This is a genomic window from Methylobacterium sp. NFXW15 (assembly GCF_049887755.1).
Taxonomy (GTDB): Bacteria; Pseudomonadota; Alphaproteobacteria; order Rhizobiales; family Beijerinckiaceae; genus Methylobacterium.
Genome location: NZ_JAGEKG010000001.1, coordinates 275,084 through 293,231 on the forward strand (window position 1 = coordinate 275,084; position 18,148 = coordinate 293,231).

Here is an 18,148-nt window from a genome sequence, read left to right on the forward strand (position 1 = left end):
CCTCAGAACGCCGTCAGCCGCACGCCGCCGTAGGCGGCGAGGCCTGGGCCGAGATAGCCGGTCGGGTTCTCGTACCGGCGGTCGAACAGGTTATCGACCCGGACGAACAGGCCGACATTCTCGTTGATGTCGTAGTTGGCCGACAGGTTCACGATCGTGAAGCCGGGGTTCTTCAGCCGGGGCACGGAGAAATCCCGGTTGCCGTCGACGAACGGCCCGAGCACGATCAGGGTCCCGGTGAAGGTCAGACCCGGCAGCGGGCTCCAGAAGACGTTCGCGCTGCCCTTATGCCGGGGCCGGCGCAACAGCTCTTGGTTGGCGATCTCATCCTTCGACACCGTGTTCGTATAGTCGATCCGGCCGGACAGCGTGTCGGTGAACCGGACCGAGACGAAGGCCTCCGCTCCGTAGGTCGTCGCCCGCCCGACGTTGACGTTCGACGTGAAGGTCGCGTTGGTGTTGATCAGGTTCCTGAAGTCGTTCTGGTAGTAGGTTGCGCCGACGAGGACGCGCTCGCCGAGCGGCTGTTCGAGGCCACCGTCGAACCCAAAACTCTCTTCCGGCTTGAGGTTCGGGTTGCCGAAGAAGTTGGACGCAGGGAAGTTCTGGTAGAGCTGGCTCAAGGTCGGTGCCTTGAAGCCGGTGCCGACGCTGCCCTTCAGGCGCGTTTCAGTGCCTGGCAGGATGTAGCTTGGCGCGACACGGAACGTGGTGGCGGGCCCGAACTGATCGTTCTCATCGTGCCGGATGTTGGCGACCAGGGCGGCGCGATCGAACGGCGTCAGCTGCACCTCCCCGTAGCCCGCCGTGTTGCCGTTGCGCGCTTTAAGGGTGCCGGCACCGAACGCGTTCGGATCCGTCGTCAGCAGGCTCTCCTCGTCGCGCTGCGCCCCAAACAGGACGAGGTTGCCGGGCGAGAGCAGGTAATCGCCACGATACTCGTAGCGCAGGCGCTCGCCGAGGCCGGTCGTCGGCTGGATGGCGAACGGGTCGTACTCGTTCTGCTGCTGCCGGTTGAACAGGTTCGAGTAGTTGATCGCGAAGATGTTGTGAAAGCCGACGATGGGCGTCCATTCGGCCTCGTTGCGGGTGTAGAGCTGCTGCACGTCAGCCGCGCTCCGGACCGCCGCCGGAAAAGCCGGGAAGGTGCTGAAGTCCGTGCCGGTGAACAGCAGACGCGAGTTGATGAACCGCGTGGTCGAGTTGACCCGGAACGTGTCGGTGAACTGGTATCCGAGCTTCGCCGAGACCGTCTCGTTGTCGTAGTAGTTCGGGTGGATCGGGCGGCCGAAGGGCACGAGGTCGCGCGGCGTCACCGGCGTCGCCGCCGCACGGAAGTGCTGGATCGACACAGAGTAGTCGAAGCCGTCCTGCGCCCCGCTGATGCGCCCGAATTGGTTGAAGGTGCCAAACGAGCCGCCTTCGGTGCGCAGGGTGACCCGCGTCGGTCCTTCGCCCCGCTTGGTCGTGAAGGAGATCACTCCGCCGATGGCGTCGCTGCCGTACAGGCCGCTCTGCGGCCCGCGCAGGACCTCGATGCGCGAGAGGTCGTCGGTCAGCAACTGGCCGAAGTCGAACGAGCCGTTCGCGTTAGACGGGTCGGTCGCGTCGATGCCGTCGATCAGGACCTTGGTCTGGTTCGAGTTTGCGCCACGGATGAACACCGAGGTCTGACCACCGGGCCCGCCGGTCTGCACCACGTTGAGGCCGGGCACCTGTTGCAGGGCGTCCGGCACGGTGCGGCGCTGCTGCTCCTCCAGCACCCTGTCGGTCAGGACCGTGACGCTCGATCCCGTGGCGGCGATGGGCGTCGGCAGCCCGGTGGCCGAGACCGAGATCTCGGCGAGGCTGACCGCGGTTTCGGCCGCTGCCGCTTGGGTAGGCGCATCGGCGAACGGTGCGGCCACCTGTTGGGCCAGGGCAGGAGATACGGACAGGATAGCGCTGCCGAGGCAGGACGAATGGAGCGCACGCCGGAGCGTGGGGGAGAGAAAACGGGACACGGGACGGCCTCGGGGGACGGCTGTGGCACGTCACCGCGAACGAGGCCTCGGCGGTCGCGTCCTCCAGGGAACCACGACGCCGCGACACCTCCCAGGACACCCCGCCCGGCAAGCTCCGCGTGTGACCACGGCTGACGGCAGGTCTCCTGGCTCGCGGGTCGCCGCCCTCTCATCGTCTTCCCGGGCGAGGCCGCCCAGTGACGTGGTGATGAAGGGCTCACCGCTTACAGTTGCGGGGGCAGCCGCGGCATCGACCGAACCCTCACGGGCATGGCCTCACCGCGTTCCCTTTTGATCCCCGAGGGGAACCGTCACCCTCAGGCTAGGCGATAGTGAAACGACGCGTCAACAGTCGCTGACAGGTTCGTGTGGGCTGTGCCTTTCGCGACAGCATGACCGATCTCACTGTCAGAACTCAGCCGGCGTCGGCCGGTGCGGCCACCATCTTATCGAAGCCACCGAGGCGGTAGACCAGATAGGACAGGAGCCATGCCGCCGCGAACAGGCCGACGATGGCGAAGCCGAGAACGCCGAAATTGTCGTTGATCGCACCGATACAGGTCCAAAACCTGCCCTGGAGGCCGAGCTTGTCACCGATGAGGTTCAGAGCTTCCAACGTGCCGATCACCAGAGCGACCGCGACTGACACCAGGGTGATCGTCAGATTGTAGAACAGCTTTCGCATCGGTTGCACGTAGGCCCAGCTATAGGCACCGAGCATCAGCACGCCGTCGGTCGCGTCCACCAGCGCCATGCCGGCGGTGAACAGAGCCGGGAAGACGAGGATCGTCCCGATACCGGTCCCCCGGCTGGCCTCTGCCGCCGAGAGGCCGAACAGACTCACCTCGGTCGCCGTGTCGAAGCCAAGCGCGAACAGGAAACCCAGTGGGTACATGTGCCAGGAGCGGGTCACGAGGCGAAACAGCGGACGGAGCAGTCGCGCGAGAAAGCCCTGATTGGCGAGCAGAATGTCGAGGTCTTCCTCGACGTAGCGGCCCGTCCGACGCACCTGCCGAAATGTGCGCCAGACGCCGGCAAGAACGACGAGATTGACCAAGCCGATGAGGATGAGGAACGCGGCCGAGACGCTCGTGCTGATGAGGCTTCCGAGCTCTCGATAGCCCTCCGATGCCGTCAGCAGGCTCTGAGCTGCGAACGCCACCGCGGTGGCAGCGATGACGATGATCGTGGAGTGACCGAGCGCGAACCAGAAGCCGACGGAGACCGGCCGCTGCCCGGCCTGCATGAGCTTGCGGGTGACGTTGTCGATGGCAGCGATGTGATCTGGGTCGACCGCGTGGCGCAGACCGAAGACGTAGGCCAGCAGCGCGGTCGAGAGTAGGGCTGGCTGTCCTGCGAAGAGGCTGTAGGCCCACAGCCACGCGGCGACATTGGCCGTGATCAACACGACGTAGAGCAAGCCCACACGCTGCCGAAGTCCGTGGGGCATCGTGCGATCCGAGGTAGCGTTCTCAGCCATACCTATCCCGATCTGCCGGCCGCTGTGCGCCGTGGGGGCGTCCTATCACCGACGGCTTGCCCATCCGGTCAATTGGTCGTGGGAGCGCTGCTCAAGCGCCGCAGAAGCCTCTGCGCGTCCGCCGATGTCCAGATCACCCCGCCCCGGGGCTTTCGGACGGCGCGGCACGTGAGCTCGATCGCAATCGCCCGTGCGGTGCGACCCCGCTCGCGCATGATCGCTTCCAACACCGGTGTGATGGCGGTGATGTAGCCCTGCGCGCGGGCCGAGCCGGCGCGACGCCCGGCCTCGCCGCATCGGGCACGGGGGACGTCATCGATGGCTGCAACGCCCCCCTGACCCCGTGTCGTCCTGGGTACAACGGTGAACGAGCGACGGGGGCGCATCAGAACCGCCCGGCAATGGTCAGACGGACGGCCGTGGGTTCGACGGGATGGAGAACGCGGTCGATCAGCCCCTCGGCCGGCTCGCCCGGTAGACGCGAGACGTAGGCGTAGGTGATCTGATCCGACTTGCTGTTCGTCAGGTTCAGCACGTCGAGCGACACGCTGACCCCGTTCTCGAAGTTGTAGCCCACCCGGCCGTTGAAGAGCGCTGTCGGGCGCGAACGGATCGAGTTGTCTTCAATCAGGGGACGCGGGCCGAAATAGCGGAAGCGCAAGCTACCGAACCAGCCGAGCGGCTCGCCGAAGGTCACGCCCGCCGAAGCGATGGTGGTGGGAGCCTCCGGCACCCGGTTGCCAACGGGGTCGTAATCCGAGAACCGCGCATTGGTGATCGTCAGGTCGCCCTCGAGGGACAGCCACGGCGTCACCGCGTAGCGGTTGGTCCATTCCACGCCGAACCGGCGGGTCGGACGGCTCGGCTCGGTGGTCCCGGTATCGCCCTGAAACAGGTTCTCGGAGGCAAAATCGAGCCGGAACAGGGCGAGGCTCGTCTCCAGCCCGGCGATGGACCGATTACGGATGCCGATCTCGTAGCCCGTCGAGGGCACGAGGAACGGTGAGCGGGTGGTGTTGAACAGGGAGCTTGTGGGATCGACGGTGGCGGTCACGCCGCGCACGTCGTTCGAGTGGAAGCCGCCGCCGTAGTTCACGTAAAGCTCGGTGTCGAACCAGGGTCCGAGCACGAGGCCGAGCTTCGGGTTGACGATGGCGTCCCGCGCCTTGCCGGAGTTGGCCGGTGTGTCCGAGACGACGCTGGCGTAGTAACCATCGGCCCGGAAGCCGAGGCTGGTGCGCAGCCAGTCGGTCCAACGCACCCGGTTGTCGAAGTAGAACGCCCCGCTCGTCTCCAGCACCCGGTCATCGAGGATACCGGAGCGGTATTGCCGGTTGGTCGTATTGAACAGACCAACGCGGATCGAATCTGTGCGGGTCTGGACGCCGATCTCGTTCTCCATCGGCAGGCCGAACAGGTCGCCCTGGAAGATGTGCAGGGCCTCGCCGCCGCCGATGATGCGCTGGTCGAGCTGGTGGAACTGGTCGCCGTTTACCGGGTCGTTCAGGAAATAGGTGAAGTCGTTGAACAGGTTGAGCTGCGAGCGGATCACGTAGGCCGAGGCCCGTGTCACGCCAGTGTCGTCCGTCGCGCTGAATCGTCCCGACAGGGAGAAGCGTGACGTGTCGCCTCCATCGGTCGGATTGATCGTACCGAAGCGACTGATCAGCCCGGAGACGATCGCGCGTTCTGGGACTTGGTTGGTGGCGGTCCAGCGGGCGGCATAGGCCATGCCGGTGACGGAGAACCCGTCGAGCGCCGTGCCTTGGCTATAGCGGGCGACCGTGCTGATCTTGCGAAGTGCGTCCGGGACAACCCAAGGCCCGTCGTAGAGCTGTGCATCCGCCGCCAGGAGCAGGTTGCCCTCGGCGAGCGGGGCCGAGACGATGTTGAGGGCGCGCTTATAGCCGAACGAGCCGATGGAGGTGAGCGCGAGGTTCTTCGGAGTGCTGTCGAGGTAATCGATCCGCACCGAGCCGGCGGAGGCGAAGTCGCCGTCCCGGACGAAGTACGGCCCTTTGTGGAATTCCACAGCGCCGACGAGTTCGGGGATCAGGAAGTTGATGTCGGCGTAGCCCTGCCCGTGGGCGTGGGTGCGCATGTTGAGCGGCATGCCGTCGAGGAAGAGGGCGATGTCGGTGCCGTGGTCGAGGTTGAAGCCACGCAGGAAGAACTGATTGGCTTTGCCCTCGCCGGAATGCTGAGTGACGATCAGGCCCGGCACGGCTTCCAGCACCTCGCCGGGGCGGGTCACCGGCCGGTTGTTGACCTGAGCTCCCGTCAGGATCCCGGCGCTGGCGGAATCGACCGTGAGCAGGGAGCCGCCGATCCCGGTGACGCCGCCGACGTAGCCGGCGCTGGCCGAAGGACCGGCCTGCGTCTTGATGACCGCAGCATCAGTGGTGACGGAGATCTCCTCCAGCGTCGTCTCGGAGGTGGCCGCAGCCCCGGCGGCTCTATCTTGGGCATGGGCGACGCTCGTCAGAGCGAGGCTACAACTCGACAGCGCCAGCAGGGCGCGAAGGGAACGACGGGACACATGGGCCTCGAGGGCGACAGTGGCACGTCACCGCGAATGACGTCGCTTCGTTGGGCATGAGCCCAGCGCTTCGACACCCGTCAGGACACCCCGCCCGACGCGTTTCGCGTGTGACCACGACTGACGGCAGGTCTCCTGGCTCGCGGGTCGCCGCCCTTGCACCGTCTTCCCGGATGAGGATCATCCAGTGACGCGGTGGTGCTGGGCTCGCCGCTTACAGTTGCGGGGGCAGCCGCGGCTTCGGGTTGCCCCTCACCGCGTTCCCTTTTGATCCCCGAGGGGAACCGTCAAGCAGAGCCTAGCATCCCGGCTCCGCAGACCGTCAAGGCGCGAAGTCAGATTTACGTTTGACCACGGGTCTTCATCCCACGGGTGTGTCCCAGCGGCGACTGCGACCCGTCCCTTCGCGGCCAACAACGAGCGCTTGCCTGATCGTCGTAGATGGATGGTTTCTCGCCTGCTCGGTTTCCGGCGGAGATGCGCAAAGGCTGCCAGGACCGACATGCTGGAGGATGTCGCGATCCGCGTCCTCGCTTTGCGTGGTTCATTGGTTCTGGTCTGTCGCCCGCTGTTGCATTAGCAGCACCTGCCAGGGAGGGCGGGATGCTGACGGAGTCCATTATCGGGATGACACGGCGGCGTTGGCAGGGTCAGCGGCCGTTTGAAGGTCACACCAAGGAAAGCCTCCTGCGGAAGCTCCAAAGCCCGGCGGTACGCGACGCAGTCAAGGAACAGTTGCGTCAAGAGCTTGCGCTTCGCGAGCGGAACCCAATCTCCAGCTAGTCCGCCCTGCTCTGCGGTGCTCTCCGGCCTCCGTATCCGACACCGAGGCTGAAACATAATGGTCGAGCATCCCAATAGGGTCGCAAGCAGACCGTCGCGCAGCCGAGCTGATGGGTCTGACCCTAAAGGTACTTGAGCCAAGCGATGTCGCGTCGCGACGCCTTGAGGCGCGAGAACCAGGCCGTCGGGGCGTAGAGGGGCGGGATCAGCGCCGCGTACCAGACCACGACCCACACGTAGTTATCGACGCCGAACACGGTGCCCTGCGTCGGGCCCCAGAGCGCGAACGCGCCGTGGTAGAGCAGCCGCAGAACCGTCAGGTGAAACACGTAGAAGAAGAGCGGCGCGCCGCCGAAGACCGCCAGCAATGCAACGATCAGGCAGTCGCCCATCCACTCCAGCGCGACGAGCAACAGCGCTCCGATTCCGAGCGTCAGGAGCAGGAACAGCAGCGAGGGCGGATATTTCGTCAGCGCGAAAAAGCTCATCGCGGTCCGCAAACCACTCTCGTCGACGACGAACCAGGGCTTGTCCCCATAGCCGTTTGCCAGACGCAGCACCGCGAAGGCGACCAGCATCGCCCCGCCGATGGCAAAAAAACGGCGCTCGCGCGTACCTGTGGCGACGCCGGGCAGGAACCATGGACCGATGGCGTAGCCGAGCGCGATGACCCCGATCCAGGGAAGCACCGGGTAGGTCGTCTTGGCCACCAGACCGAATGGGAGCGCGATGACGTCGCGCTGGTGCAGCATGGCCCAGATAGCGAAGAAGGGATCATCGGGCCGGAGGTGGATCGGGTCGAGGAGGTTGTGCCCGCAAACGAGCAGCATCCCGATGGCGAGGAGAAGCGACCGCGGCAGGCCGATCAGCGCGGCCAGGACGATCATGCACACGCCGATGCACCAGATCACCTGAAGCCACAGCGTCGGGCTGGCGACGCCCCAGTACAGCTCCGAGAGGTAGAAGACCTCCAGCGCCATCAGGACGAGACCCCGTTTGACGAGGTAGGTGCGCGTCTCCGCCAGGGTGTGCCGGGTGCCGAACAGGTACGCGGCCACCCCCGTCAACACGATGAAGATGGGCGCGCACAGGCTGACCGCGAGGCGGGCGAAATACAGAGCCGGTAGCGCCGTCCTGGCATCGATCGGGTCGGCGACCGGCACGTGCAGGAACCACGTTTCGCGCAGGTGGTCGAGGAGCATCAGCACCATCACCAGCCCGCGCAGGGCATCGATGGAGGCGATGCGTCCGGTCGTGACCGACGCACCTGTCGATGCCCTGACCGTCCCCGGATGCACGCCCATCAGAAGCGTGCCGTCATGCTGACGGTCACCCGACGGGGCTCACCGACGCCGACCCAGAAGGCGTTGTAGGAGCGCTCGTAGTAGGTCTCGTCGAAGATGTTATCGACGTTCAGCCCGAAGCGCAGGTTTTCGTAGCGATAGTAGGCCAGGGCGTCGGTCAGCACGTAGCCGGGGAGCCGAAATCGCTCGTTGCCGCTGTCCCCGAGACGCGAGCCGACAGCCCGGACGCCGCCGCCGAAGCCGAAGCCCTTCCAGTCGCCGGCCTGGATCTCGTAGACGCCGAGAAGGCTGCCCGAGTGGCGCGGGATGTTGAGGAGCGGCGAGCCGACCCGCAAGACCTCGTCGCGGGTCACGGCGGCGTCGATAAAGGCGTAGCCGCCGATCACCCGGAATTCGGGCGTTACCTGTCCGACGAGGCTCACGTCGAAGCCCTGGCTGCGGACAGCCCCGGCGGCGATCTGGAAGAAGAAGTCGCGCGGGTCGGTGGTGAGGACGTTCTCCTTCTCGATGTGGAAGGCCGCGCCGGTCACGCTCAGCCCGGTGAAGAGGTCGAGCTTGACGCCTGCCTCGTAGCCGAAGCCGGTCTCGGGGGCGAAGGGTCGGGTCGCGATGTCGAAGCCGGTGTTGGGGCGGAACGAGGCCGCCACGTTGCCGTAGAACGAGAGGAACGAGAGCGGCTGGTAGACGAGGCCCGCGCGGGGCGAGAAGCCGGTCCGGTCCTGCTCGGTGCGCTCGTTGCCGACCTTGTCGCGGAAAGTCTGGTTGTAGAAGTCGGTCCGGTTGCCGAGGAGGAGCTTCCACTCGGGGCTCAGCGCGATCTGATCCTGGGCGTAGACGGCGGTGTTGCCGACGTTCTCACTCGCGCTGTAGCGCCGCGTGAAGGGCGGTTTGGGCTGGCCGTAGACCGGATTGAACAGGTCGATGGCGAAGGGATCGATCCGCGGCGTCGAGCGCAGCAGGTTCTCGGTGCTGTTGTAGCGCTCGTGCTCCAGGCCGAGCAGCAGGGTGTGGGCGAATGGCCCGGTGTCGAAGTGCCCGACGAGCTCGGCCTGCCCGATGGCCACGCCCCAGGTGAAGTCGTGGAGGCGGAACTCGCGCAGGAGGGTACGACCGTCATCGAGGAGGCCGGTCGCGCCGGTCTGCAGGCCGGTCAGGCTGCCGGTGTTGAAATGCCCGGCGACGCGGAGCTGCCAGTCTGCGTTGAAGGCATGGTCCAGGCGGATCTGCACGATCCCGGCCTCCGACACGGAGTTATCGCGTGGCTCCCCGAAGAAGCGCGAGCGCGGGACGAGACCGAGGCGATTGTTTACCGCGACCGTCCCGCGGTCGAATGTCTGGCGGTTGCGGAGGTACTGCGCCTCGACGGTGAGCTTGGTGTCCGGGCTGATCAACCAGCTCACCACGGGCGCGGCCAGGACGCGGTCGCCGTCGACGAAATCACGAAAGCTGTCCTGCCGGGCGAGCGCACCGTTGAACCGGTAGAGGACGGTGCCCTCCTCGTTCAGTGGTCCGCCGGCGTCGACCGTGGTGCGCGCCGTGCCGAAGCTGCCGAACAGTGTGCCCATCTCGACGAAGGGCAAGGCCACGGGCTGCTTGGTCAGGATGTTGACAGTGCCGCCCGGGTCACTACGCCCGTACAGCGCCCCGCTCGGCCCTTTCAGCACCTCGATCGATTGGACATTCTGGGTGTCCGGCGAGCCGTTGTAGCCGCGGGCGATGTTGAAGCCGTTGAAGAAAATGTCTTGGGTGGCGAAGCCGCGCACCGAGTAGAGCGCCAAGTTCTGCGCGCCGAAGTCGTTCTGCTTGTTGACGCCCGGCACGTAATCGAGCGCCCGCTCGACGCGGGTCGCGGCGGTGTCGCGCAGCACCTCCTGGGGCACGACGTCGACCTGCTGGGGCAGCGAGAGCCGCGGCGTGATCGTCTTTGAGCCGCTGTAGAGATCCTTGACCTGGTAGGTAGGGGCGGCCGTGAAGCTGCCTTCGACTGACAGCGGATCGAGAACGACCGACGCCGCCCCGGCCTCGCTGGGCGAGATCTGAGCAATGGCGGGGGTCATCTCTTGGATGGCGAACGCGAGCGACGCGACGGATGCGCAGCGTCGCCATGGCAGAGTGGGACGAAACACGGGCCTGAGACCTCGGGACGGCAGTGGCACGTCACCGCGAACGAGGCCTGGGCGACCACCTCACGGGTGGCGCTTCGACACCCGTCAGGACACCCCGCCCGACGTGTTTCGCGTGTGACCACGGCTGACGGCAGGTCTCCTGGCTCACGGGTCGTCGCCCTGGCACCGTCTTCCCGGATGAGGCTCATCCAGTGACGTGGTGGTGAAGGGCTCGCCGCTTACAGTTGCGGGGGCAGCCGCGGCTTCAGGTTTGCACCCCACCGCGTTCCCTTTTGATCCCCGAGGGGAACCGTCACGGTCCAGCTAACGCTTCACGAACCCGTGAGTCAACGCGAGCGGATCATCGGTACAGATCCAAGGCAGTCGCTGCCTGCGCTGGCCTCCATCCTCGTTCTAGGATGTGACCACGATCATCCAATCGCAGCTTGGAACGTGCCCGCGCCGATCGCCAAGACAGTGACGTCAACCGCTAGCACGTCAGTTCGCGGTCGCCCTCAGCGCGTGTAGTAATACGTGGCGCAGAGACCAGCATCGCTCTCGCCCTGCGGTTGCGTCTGGCTGGAAAACACCGCCAAGGCGAGCCCTTTACCGGCATCGCTTCGATACAGCGCGATCCATCGTGCCGCTGGTGAGCATAGGGTGTTCCCACGCAGAAGGATCGGGTTGACCTCCCGGGTTACGCGCATGATGCGCGCGGACTTTGGGCCCCCGCTCGTCTCGAAGGCTGCGACGTCGGCTGCGACTGCCAGTGGGAAGGTCTTCCCCGCAGCGACGAGCTTTGACGGCGACAGTTCGATGTCGCCTGTTATGGAGGTCGCCGTCCTGCTGGTAGCTGTCCAGCGTTCTGTCGCGGTGGCAGCAACCGATGTTGCCGTCAACGAGACGAGCAGGACGCCGGAGAATGCGGGACGCATGTGGAACTGCTCCTTGGACTGGTCGGCGCGGTCAATGTGATGCCGATGCCCGTGCTCGCGGCATCACAGCTAGGTTGCAATGGCGATACGTGGGGCGAATTCACCCCGGTGTGAGTGCACAGTTCGGGTTCGTGCTGCATCTGACCTATTGTCAGGATTGTCCGATTTGTCCTCGCGTCGGTGGCGTTGGGTACGACCGACGGTCAGCAGATTGCGTTGTCCGTCCTCCGGCGCACCGACAATAGGGTCAAAAGCGACTGAAGCGTTGGCTTTCAAGCCGCTTGGCCGACCGGTGGCCCCGCCAACTTTGCCTCGGAGACTGCATTTGCCTGGATCCCGAAGTCGATCGAATTGACGCAATACTCGTCGCGCCCGCGCCCCTTGGCGGGACCTTTGCGCTCGGATTTTAGTTCGCGGAGACCAGCCTCGATGACGATTTCGCAGGCATCTTTGCGGAAGGGCGTGTGGGCGAGTCGGCCACTTGCAAAATGCGGAAGCTGCCGCCCGGTGAAGACGCGCCGCTTACGCTCGCGAAGGGCGGCGAGGATCAGCGCAGAAGCGACCTTAATTCTGCCCGTGCTTCGGCTAAGCGTCCTTCGCGTCCAGCGAGCGTGAAGGCGTCGATCAGATCGTGGAGCCCCGTCGAAATCGCCGTGCGATAGGCAATCTGCGCGTAAGCGACATATCGCTCTGGCACTGGCACTGACACGGGAATGCCAGGCCCGTACAACACGATCGCCTGCACCGCCCGCGTGACCAGGAAGCCTGAGATCGCGGACGTCGCCTCGTCGGCGCAATCCGGGCTGGTGACGATGACCTCGCTTCCCTCCGCCGAGCGGTAGGTTTTCGCAACGCCGGTGACAATGGCGAAGCTCGGGTCGATCGTATGCAGAATGTCGAGAATGCTCGACCGCTGGCTTCGATCAGGGATCGCGATCTCCACGGCGGGTCGATCGCTTTGAAACGTCTTGCGGGGTTTTGGCAGACGCACCCCGAGGACGCCGCCGTAGGTCTGGACGGCGGCATCGCCGATGAGAACGGCATGGTCGGAAAACAGTCCGGCACGGGCCAAAGCCTCGACGATCCTTCCCGCCATTCGATCTGGCTTCGGCATCCCGGCTCCGATCAGGGCGCGCACGGTCGTGGCGCGCTCCGCCCGCACCGCCTTGATCCGCTGAAACCGTGCGATCCGCGCCGCCACTGCCGGATCGTCGGCGCGCCCGAGGTAGCGGGCGAAGCGTTGGCCTTGACCGGCAGCGCCGGCACGAGCGCGATAGCCCTGGTAGTACGCATGAAGGGCCGGTGCGCCAGGTCGGTTTCCCCGGACGATGATGCTGCCATTCTCTGGGAATTCCGGATCGAACACGGCATCGCTCCCCTGTTCGGTGAGGTCGGCGTACAGCGTGTGCTGGGCGAGCGAGAGTGGTCTGACCATTGCGAACTTTGGTGTATGCAAATTTTCAGTTTGCATACATAGCCCTGTGCTCGGTGTGCGTCTCAGCAATCGCCGCTCAAGGGCTGTGCCGGTGGGGGCACTACATCGCGACAGTCGCTGCGGCTCGAAAGCCGAACGGCTCAGGGCCGAACCACGTCATCACGGGATCCGGCCCCCAATCGCGTCAGTCTCCCTCATCGGCCGAATGCCACAGGCCTTTGACGCCCCCGCCAAGCGTGGTTCACAGACGAGCAAGCGGAGGGATTCTGGATGGTCACATGGCGTCCGGGCGGCGAGATGTGTCCGGTCTGCGAGGGCGAGGGACGGAGATCGATCTCGTACCCCGCCGCGATCTGCCGCGATTGCGAGACGCATCTCGTCGATTGGGCCGGCCGACCGGTCGATATCGCCAACACGTCCCTCCTCGGGACCGGCATTCAAGTCTCGAACGACGAGGAGGTCGTCGTCGATGACGACACCCCGATCTTCGTCGACGGGATCACCTGCTGGGCGCGGGAAGCCCGCTTCGGGGGTGTGGTAGTCCAACCCGTAGCCAGCTGGCTCAAGCCGCCATTTCCGAGCGAGCAAACTGCTTCGAAAACGCTGGCCTCCTTCGGTTACGACGGGAGGGCGGTGCTCGATGCCTTGATCGCCGCCTCCCCCTGGGGATCGATCGATCAGGCGATCGCATCCCTGTCGGTCTTCGCTCATCCCGACATCGTCGCGGCGACAGGACACCGGGCGGTCTTTCGCACCGTGCGGGGTCGCATGGCGGATCGGGGCGCGATCATCGACGGCGTCATGATCGACGACAATGCGAGCCCGGCGGCGGCCTTCGAATGGAGCACGGGATTGAAGCGCGCCACGACACGCGACCTCACCTGCTGCCACCTCTACGCGAGTTCGAACGATCCAGACGCCTACACAGACCTGCGCAACATCTTCTATGCGCCGAATTTCATCGCGAAGCTCACCGACAGCCAAGCGGGATCGCTCCCGGAGATGCACGCGCTTCACGCCCTGCGGTACCGCGCCTTCGTTCTTCACGGCTATTGTGGGCCAGGCAGCAGGACCCGACCGACCAAACCGGAGCACTACGACAGCCTCGAATGGGCCGACCCAGTGGGGGCCGGCGCGACCGCGGACGGAGTGGAGGCCAAGCTCCGTGCGCGGCTGGCCGACAAACCGAAAGACCGGATCACCAAATCGGTAGCGCACTGCGGTTGGGTGTTCTCCCACAGCGGGCCGGATCCGCTGGTGGTCTACAGCGGCCGCTTATGACGGGCCGGGATCGGCTTCACCCCGCGGCGATGGCTTTCTCAGTTGGTAGGCGATCGCCCCCTCGGACGCAGGCCGAAGCCCGTCTCGACTAGGAAAGACCCACGGGTGCCCCGGCGAGCGCCACGACCCTGCCAATGAGACCCATTCGCGAAACGCGTGGGCGAGTGGCTTATCGAGTGTCAGCGCTTCACCGTTCTGCCAGAGCGTGACGGCCTCCGATGAGACGGCCACCTCAGAGCGTTTGAGGGAGAGGACGCGCGAGAGTGGGAGGCTGAAGATCCGGGCGATGAGGACCGCGATCAGGGCGCGCGCCTCAATGACATCGCGGGTGTTGTGCAAGCGCTTCCGGCATTTGCGGATATCGGCCTGAAGCCGTCTCTTTAAAGCCGCTGGATCCTGGCGCGGTTTAGCGATCGTCAGTTTGGGACCGCCCTCGGATGCGAGGAAGCTCAAAAAACTTTGCAGAGAGGTCCGGTCCCTGGGACGCGCACGCAGCGCGTTGGCGACGTGGTGCTGGCTGAGGTTTGCGATCGGCGCGTCACCGAGTGCCGCCAGCAGAGTAGCGGCGGCCGTCAGGGCAATCCGCTGGCTGACCGGCTTTTGGTCTCGGATCGCGAGGTGATCGCGATAGCGGTAGAGCACGGACCCATGAGGGCCATTGCCATACGTTTTCAAGATGGCCGTGACCCGCTCGTGTTCGGTCAGGGTTCGAAGCCGGGCCTGGTCCCACTCCAGCGCACCGATCGTCGCCCAATAGGCGATCATGGGCGCGACACGTCGGAGATCTTGCGCTCCGAGTGCCGAGAAGACCGCCTCCAGCGCGAGGTCCGTGGGATCTGTAACGTGAAGCGCGATGCGACGGCAGGCGGCGGCTGCGCGGGCGATCCGATCGTCCGCGATCTTAGCCTCGAGCGGGATGCTTCCACTCTTGCAGAACGCCCTGAATAATTCGGCGAGCCACGGGTGGGAGATCGTTCGGGCTTCCGCCCCGATCGCCAACCAGGCAAGACGACGGCGAGTGCAAGGGAAACAGGGAGCATTCCCGGACCCGGGCACGACCGTCTGGCATCTCGGGCACCGATGAGTGAGGCCGACCGCGCAGGCGAGGCACAACCTCGGATTGGCCATGATAATATGTCGGCGGCCACAGACTTCGCAGATCGCACCCATCGCCGCTGTGCCGCCTCCGTGAACGCGAATGACCTCTCTCCGCCGATGCGAAGGGACCGAGGGCTTCGCGCATTCTGTTCACTCTTTGTTCTACATCAAGGTCTGGCGCTGCTCGAAGCTGGCCTTGATCAAGGGGGTGTGGAGAATGGGGATGAACGCATCAGCATGAGGCGCGAATATCTACTAAATTCAGCGATTTAGCCACCGGGTTTGGTACTCGATCAGCGCGCGACAAGACGGCCAAATCGGTCGACCCCCCTCACAGTCTGACGCCAGAAAATGCGCTGTCTGCAAAATCCGCTTTTGCAATCAGCAGAGGAGACCTCTGCGCATCTACGTAGCAGGCGCGCAGCTGCCCAGCGACGTTTGTTCTTGTTTTGTTCGAGGTGTAAATAGGAGGTCACGTGGAACGCGGGCCTAGCGCCTGCGCGTTCGAACTCGAGTTGGGAAAAGCGAGAGACAGGGGCTCGATCGTATCGTCTGGGTTGTCAGCGTCCTTGCGCCCAGCCAATCTCGGCCGCAGCGAACGACACCTGAGGTGGTCGCATTCGCCGCTGGGAGGACAGGTGACAAACACCATTATCCGCGTCGCGATCCACGACCTGACCAAGACCCAGGGAGCTTTTGTCGTCACGCACGGGAAAAGCGATCTGAAGATCACTCAGACCATGCAACGCGTGATCGACGATCTCACCGCCCTCTACGCCAAGCGGACCTCGAAATCTTACGGCAAATTCGCGGTCGATGAAGATCGGCTTCCCACCAAAAAGCATCTTCGCGCCTACCTCGACGCCCAGCCCAGTGATTTTACGACGCTGACCCACAAGATGATGGAAACGCTGAAAGCCCAGGCGGGCTACAAAGGCGCGGCCACCGGCGGCCATGTCTTCTTCGCCCACTTCGAGCGCGAAGAACGGCAGTACCTCCTCATCGCGATCGTCAACGAGAAGCTCGGTGCGTCGATGACAAGCGATCTTGATGTTCGAGATGTCCGCCACCTCGACATGGATGGGTTTCGGTTCGCGGGCCGCATCAACATGACCGGCTGGGATAATGGAGAGGAGCGCTACATCGGCTTCCTGAAGGGTAAGCGGGAAGTCTCCGAGTACTTCAAGGAGTTCCTTGGCTGTGATCTCACGGTCGAGAACCGACGTGACACGACCGATCTCGTCCAGGCTTTGATGGCGTTCGCCACCGATGAAGCCATGGACACGTCGGTCAAGGATGACTTCCTCGCCCGTGCGAAAACCATCTGCGAGCGTTCGGCCAAGGCCCAGGAGGAACTCAGCTTCGAGGCTCTCGCCAACGAATTGAGCCCTCAGGATCCCGAGAGGCTCATGACCGCTCTGGCCAATCCGGATCTGCGCCTCAACGATGGGTTCGTGCCCGATCGCCGAGCCCTTGGATCGCTCGTCAAATTCAAGGGGAAGACCCCGACGTGGAGCATCGAGTTCAACCGAGACGCGATCACCCGCGGCAACGTGCGGTTCAACGCTGAGGACAACACCCTCACGTTGTCGGGCCTGCCCGAGGATCTCACAGCGCAGTTGCGTGCCGAGTACAGCCAAGATGGCTAGGATCACGTTCGACCAACTGACCCTGCTGTATCGTCATATCGCCTTCGATCAGAACGGCGATCAGGGAAGGCTGTCGATTGCGACCCCCGAAGTCCGGAACGTCATTCAACTCATCGAAGATGACCACGACGCGGCCGCTGACGCGGACATCGCTGTGGTTGAGGACGTCGACGCGCTTCGCGTTGGCCAAATCGTATCAGTCCGCGTTGGCCCCCCGCGGACTGCGCTCGGGTCCTTGGTTCGTGACTTCGACGGATTGTTGGATACGCCGGATGCGCGGGTCAAAGAGCCACGCGCTTATTTCGTCATCGACGGCGGTATCACTCCGGACATCGCGCCCTGCCCCGAGCGCTTGGCGACCTATCGCAAGGTCCTTGAGTTCACGAAGCTTGTCGGCGAAGCGGCGGCTTATGTCGATCAATCCAAAAGGGAATTGATCTTCATCAAGGACGGCAAGTTCAGCGTTCCGCTGGCATACACGGCTTCCGACTTGGACCGTGTGAGCGTTTCCGACGCCGACGCCATTCTCAAGGCGTGTGCCGACGAAATTCACCGGGATCAGAAGCTCGCGATCCTCGCCGAAGCCGTCATCGGGATCTGCGCGTCTCAGCCGGTTGCCGGTCGATTTCGACACCTCATCGCGAACCTCGGCGCGGTGAATGAGGAGGTCCGCAACGGCTACAAGCTATTCGCGTCCAGCTTCTCCTACTCGAAGATCCGCAACGAGATCGAAGCCGCGCGCATCGATTATCTCAACAAGATCCACAAAACGATCATCGATATTCAAACTCAGTTGCTCGGCATCCCCGTCGCGACGGTCATCGTCGCCTCGCAGCTGAAAGTCGCATCGGCCTGCGGCGTCGAGTTCTGGATCAACTTCGCCGTCGTCGTGGGAGCGTGGATTTTCGTCGCTCTCTTGGCGATCGCGATCTGGAACCAGTGGGCAACTCTGGCGTCGATCTCCGACGATGTCGCGCGCCAAAAAACCAAGTTTCAGCGGGACTTTAGGGCACTCAGCGATCAATTCGACACGATCTTTGTCACCCTCGCCGGTCGGATCAAATGGCAGCGGCGGTTTCTGGGGTTTGTTGGCGTACTCGCAGTCGTCGGGGCCGGGGTGGCTACGTTCGTTGCGAACCGAGTGACCAACGTTCCGTACATGAGCTGTTTGTCGGTCGAGGGTCCTACGATAGCCACAACGCCTAACCCGCCTGGACAGACGCCTGCCCAACCAAATCCGACGCCGGTCGTGCCGGATAAGCTTCAAGAGAAGTCGGCGACACCTCAAACAAGTCCGGCTCCTATCGCAGCACCACCGATACCGTCGTCAGCCCAACCGAAGGTTCCTCCGGCAGCGTCACCGCAGTCAGGACCGCCTAGAACCGACATCCGGTGATCGAGCCCGGCGGCTTTGCGTTGGGCGTTCGTGCCCAGGGAACAAAATTGGGGCGCGGCTTTAAGGGAGGCGATAAAATAGCCCTATGCCGCCGCCCCCTGTGGGAGGTTCAGTTTTACCCGACTTTATTTTCCCGCTTG

General features: G+C 64.3%; 11 protein-coding genes and 3 riboswitches. Of the genes, 3 read left to right on the plus strand and 8 right to left on the minus strand.

Features of this window, described 5'->3' with window-relative positions:
- Positions 1–2: 2 nt before the first annotated feature.
- From J4O73_RS01305 to J4O73_RS01335, 7 genes are all read right to left on the minus strand, one after another.
- Entirely contained in the window at positions 3–2,003 is a 2,001-nt protein-coding gene (locus tag J4O73_RS01305) for a TonB-dependent receptor plug domain-containing protein (RefSeq protein WP_426214112.1), read from the minus strand.
- 119 nt (positions 2,004–2,122) lie between these two features.
- A riboswitch (cobalamin riboswitch) is annotated at positions 2,123–2,331 on the minus strand.
- A gap of 87 nt (positions 2,332–2,418) precedes the next feature.
- On the minus strand, positions 2,419–3,453 hold the full coding sequence (locus tag J4O73_RS01310; protein ID WP_426214113.1) for a HoxN/HupN/NixA family nickel/cobalt transporter: 1,035 nt from the start codon (positions 3,451–3,453) through the stop codon (positions 2,419–2,421).
- A gap of 415 nt (positions 3,454–3,868) precedes the next feature.
- The gene (locus J4O73_RS01315) at positions 3,869–6,022 is read right to left on the minus strand and encodes a TonB-dependent receptor (RefSeq protein WP_426214114.1); all 2,154 of its coding nucleotides are present in this window, start codon (positions 6,020–6,022) and stop codon (positions 3,869–3,871) included.
- Between the two features lie 108 nt (positions 6,023–6,130).
- Positions 6,131–6,326, minus strand: a riboswitch (cobalamin riboswitch).
- A gap of 601 nt (positions 6,327–6,927) precedes the next feature.
- Entirely contained in the window at positions 6,928–8,109 is a 1,182-nt protein-coding gene (locus J4O73_RS01320) for a DUF1624 domain-containing protein (RefSeq protein WP_426214115.1), read from the minus strand.
- Positions 8,109–10,166 (minus strand): TonB-dependent siderophore receptor, encoded by a 2,058-nt coding sequence (locus J4O73_RS01325; protein ID WP_426214116.1) that lies wholly within the window; start codon positions 10,164–10,166, stop codon positions 8,109–8,111. The genes J4O73_RS01320 and J4O73_RS01325 overlap by 1 nt, the downstream gene beginning before the upstream one ends.
- A 181-nt stretch (positions 10,167–10,347) precedes the next feature.
- Positions 10,348–10,544, minus strand: a riboswitch (cobalamin riboswitch).
- A 185-nt stretch (positions 10,545–10,729) separates the two neighbouring features.
- Positions 10,730–11,149 (minus strand): hypothetical protein, encoded by a 420-nt coding sequence (locus J4O73_RS01330; RefSeq protein WP_426214117.1) that lies wholly within the window; start codon positions 11,147–11,149, stop codon positions 10,730–10,732.
- Between the two features lie 547 nt (positions 11,150–11,696).
- Complete coding sequence (locus J4O73_RS01335) at positions 11,697–12,620, minus strand: GSU2403 family nucleotidyltransferase fold protein (RefSeq protein ID WP_426214118.1); 924 nt, start codon at positions 12,618–12,620, stop codon at positions 11,697–11,699.
- Between the two features lie 234 nt (positions 12,621–12,854).
- Here J4O73_RS01335 and J4O73_RS01340 point away from each other — a divergent pair, with 234 nt between their 5' ends.
- Positions 12,855–13,865, plus strand: coding sequence for a hypothetical protein (locus tag J4O73_RS01340; RefSeq protein ID WP_426214119.1), 1,011 nt, complete (start codon positions 12,855–12,857; stop codon positions 13,863–13,865).
- On the opposite strand, the gene J4O73_RS01345 is transcribed toward J4O73_RS01340, so the two are convergent.
- Positions 13,860–14,630, minus strand: coding sequence for a hypothetical protein (locus J4O73_RS01345; RefSeq protein ID WP_426214120.1), 771 nt, complete (start codon positions 14,628–14,630; stop codon positions 13,860–13,862). The two genes, J4O73_RS01340 and J4O73_RS01345, sit on opposite strands and share 6 nt — an antisense overlap.
- Before the next feature lie 809 nt (positions 14,631–15,439).
- Here J4O73_RS01345 and J4O73_RS01350 point away from each other — a divergent pair.
- Both J4O73_RS01350 and J4O73_RS01355 read left to right on the plus strand, forming a co-directional pair.
- The gene (locus J4O73_RS01350; RefSeq protein WP_426214121.1) at positions 15,440–16,612 is read left to right on the plus strand and encodes a nucleoid-associated protein; all 1,173 of its coding nucleotides are present in this window, start codon (positions 15,440–15,442) and stop codon (positions 16,610–16,612) included.
- The gene (locus J4O73_RS01355) at positions 16,605–18,008 is read left to right on the plus strand and encodes a hypothetical protein (RefSeq protein WP_426214122.1); all 1,404 of its coding nucleotides are present in this window, start codon (positions 16,605–16,607) and stop codon (positions 18,006–18,008) included. Before J4O73_RS01350 ends, J4O73_RS01355 begins: the two co-directional genes overlap by 8 nt.
- Positions 18,009–18,148 lie beyond the last annotated feature (140 nt).

What these genes read in the sequence shown, in the direction of transcription:
- J4O73_RS01335 (WP_426214118.1), bottom strand. Translation starts at nt 12,620, where the DNA reads ATGCAAACTGAAAATTTGCATACACCAAAGTTCGCAATGGTCAGACCA.
- J4O73_RS01345 (WP_426214120.1), bottom strand. Translation starts at nt 14,630, where the DNA reads ATGATCGCCTATTGGGCGACGATCGGTGCGCTGGAGTGGGACCAGGCC.
- J4O73_RS01320 (WP_426214115.1), bottom strand. Translation starts at nt 8,109, where the DNA reads ATGGGCGTGCATCCGGGGACGGTCAGGGCATCGACAGGTGCGTCGGTC.
- J4O73_RS01325 (WP_426214116.1), bottom strand. Translation starts at nt 10,166, where the DNA reads ATGACCCCCGCCATTGCTCAGATCTCGCCCAGCGAGGCCGGGGCGGCG.
- J4O73_RS01310 (WP_426214113.1), bottom strand. Translation starts at nt 3,453, where the DNA reads ATGCCCCACGGACTTCGGCAGCGTGTGGGCTTGCTCTACGTCGTGTTG.
- J4O73_RS01330 (WP_426214117.1), bottom strand. Translation starts at nt 11,149, where the DNA reads ATGCGTCCCGCATTCTCCGGCGTCCTGCTCGTCTCGTTGACGGCAACA.
- J4O73_RS01340 (WP_426214119.1), top strand. Translation starts at nt 12,855, where the DNA reads ATGGTCACATGGCGTCCGGGCGGCGAGATGTGTCCGGTCTGCGAGGGC.
- J4O73_RS01355 (WP_426214122.1), top strand. Translation starts at nt 16,605, where the DNA reads ATGGCTAGGATCACGTTCGACCAACTGACCCTGCTGTATCGTCATATC.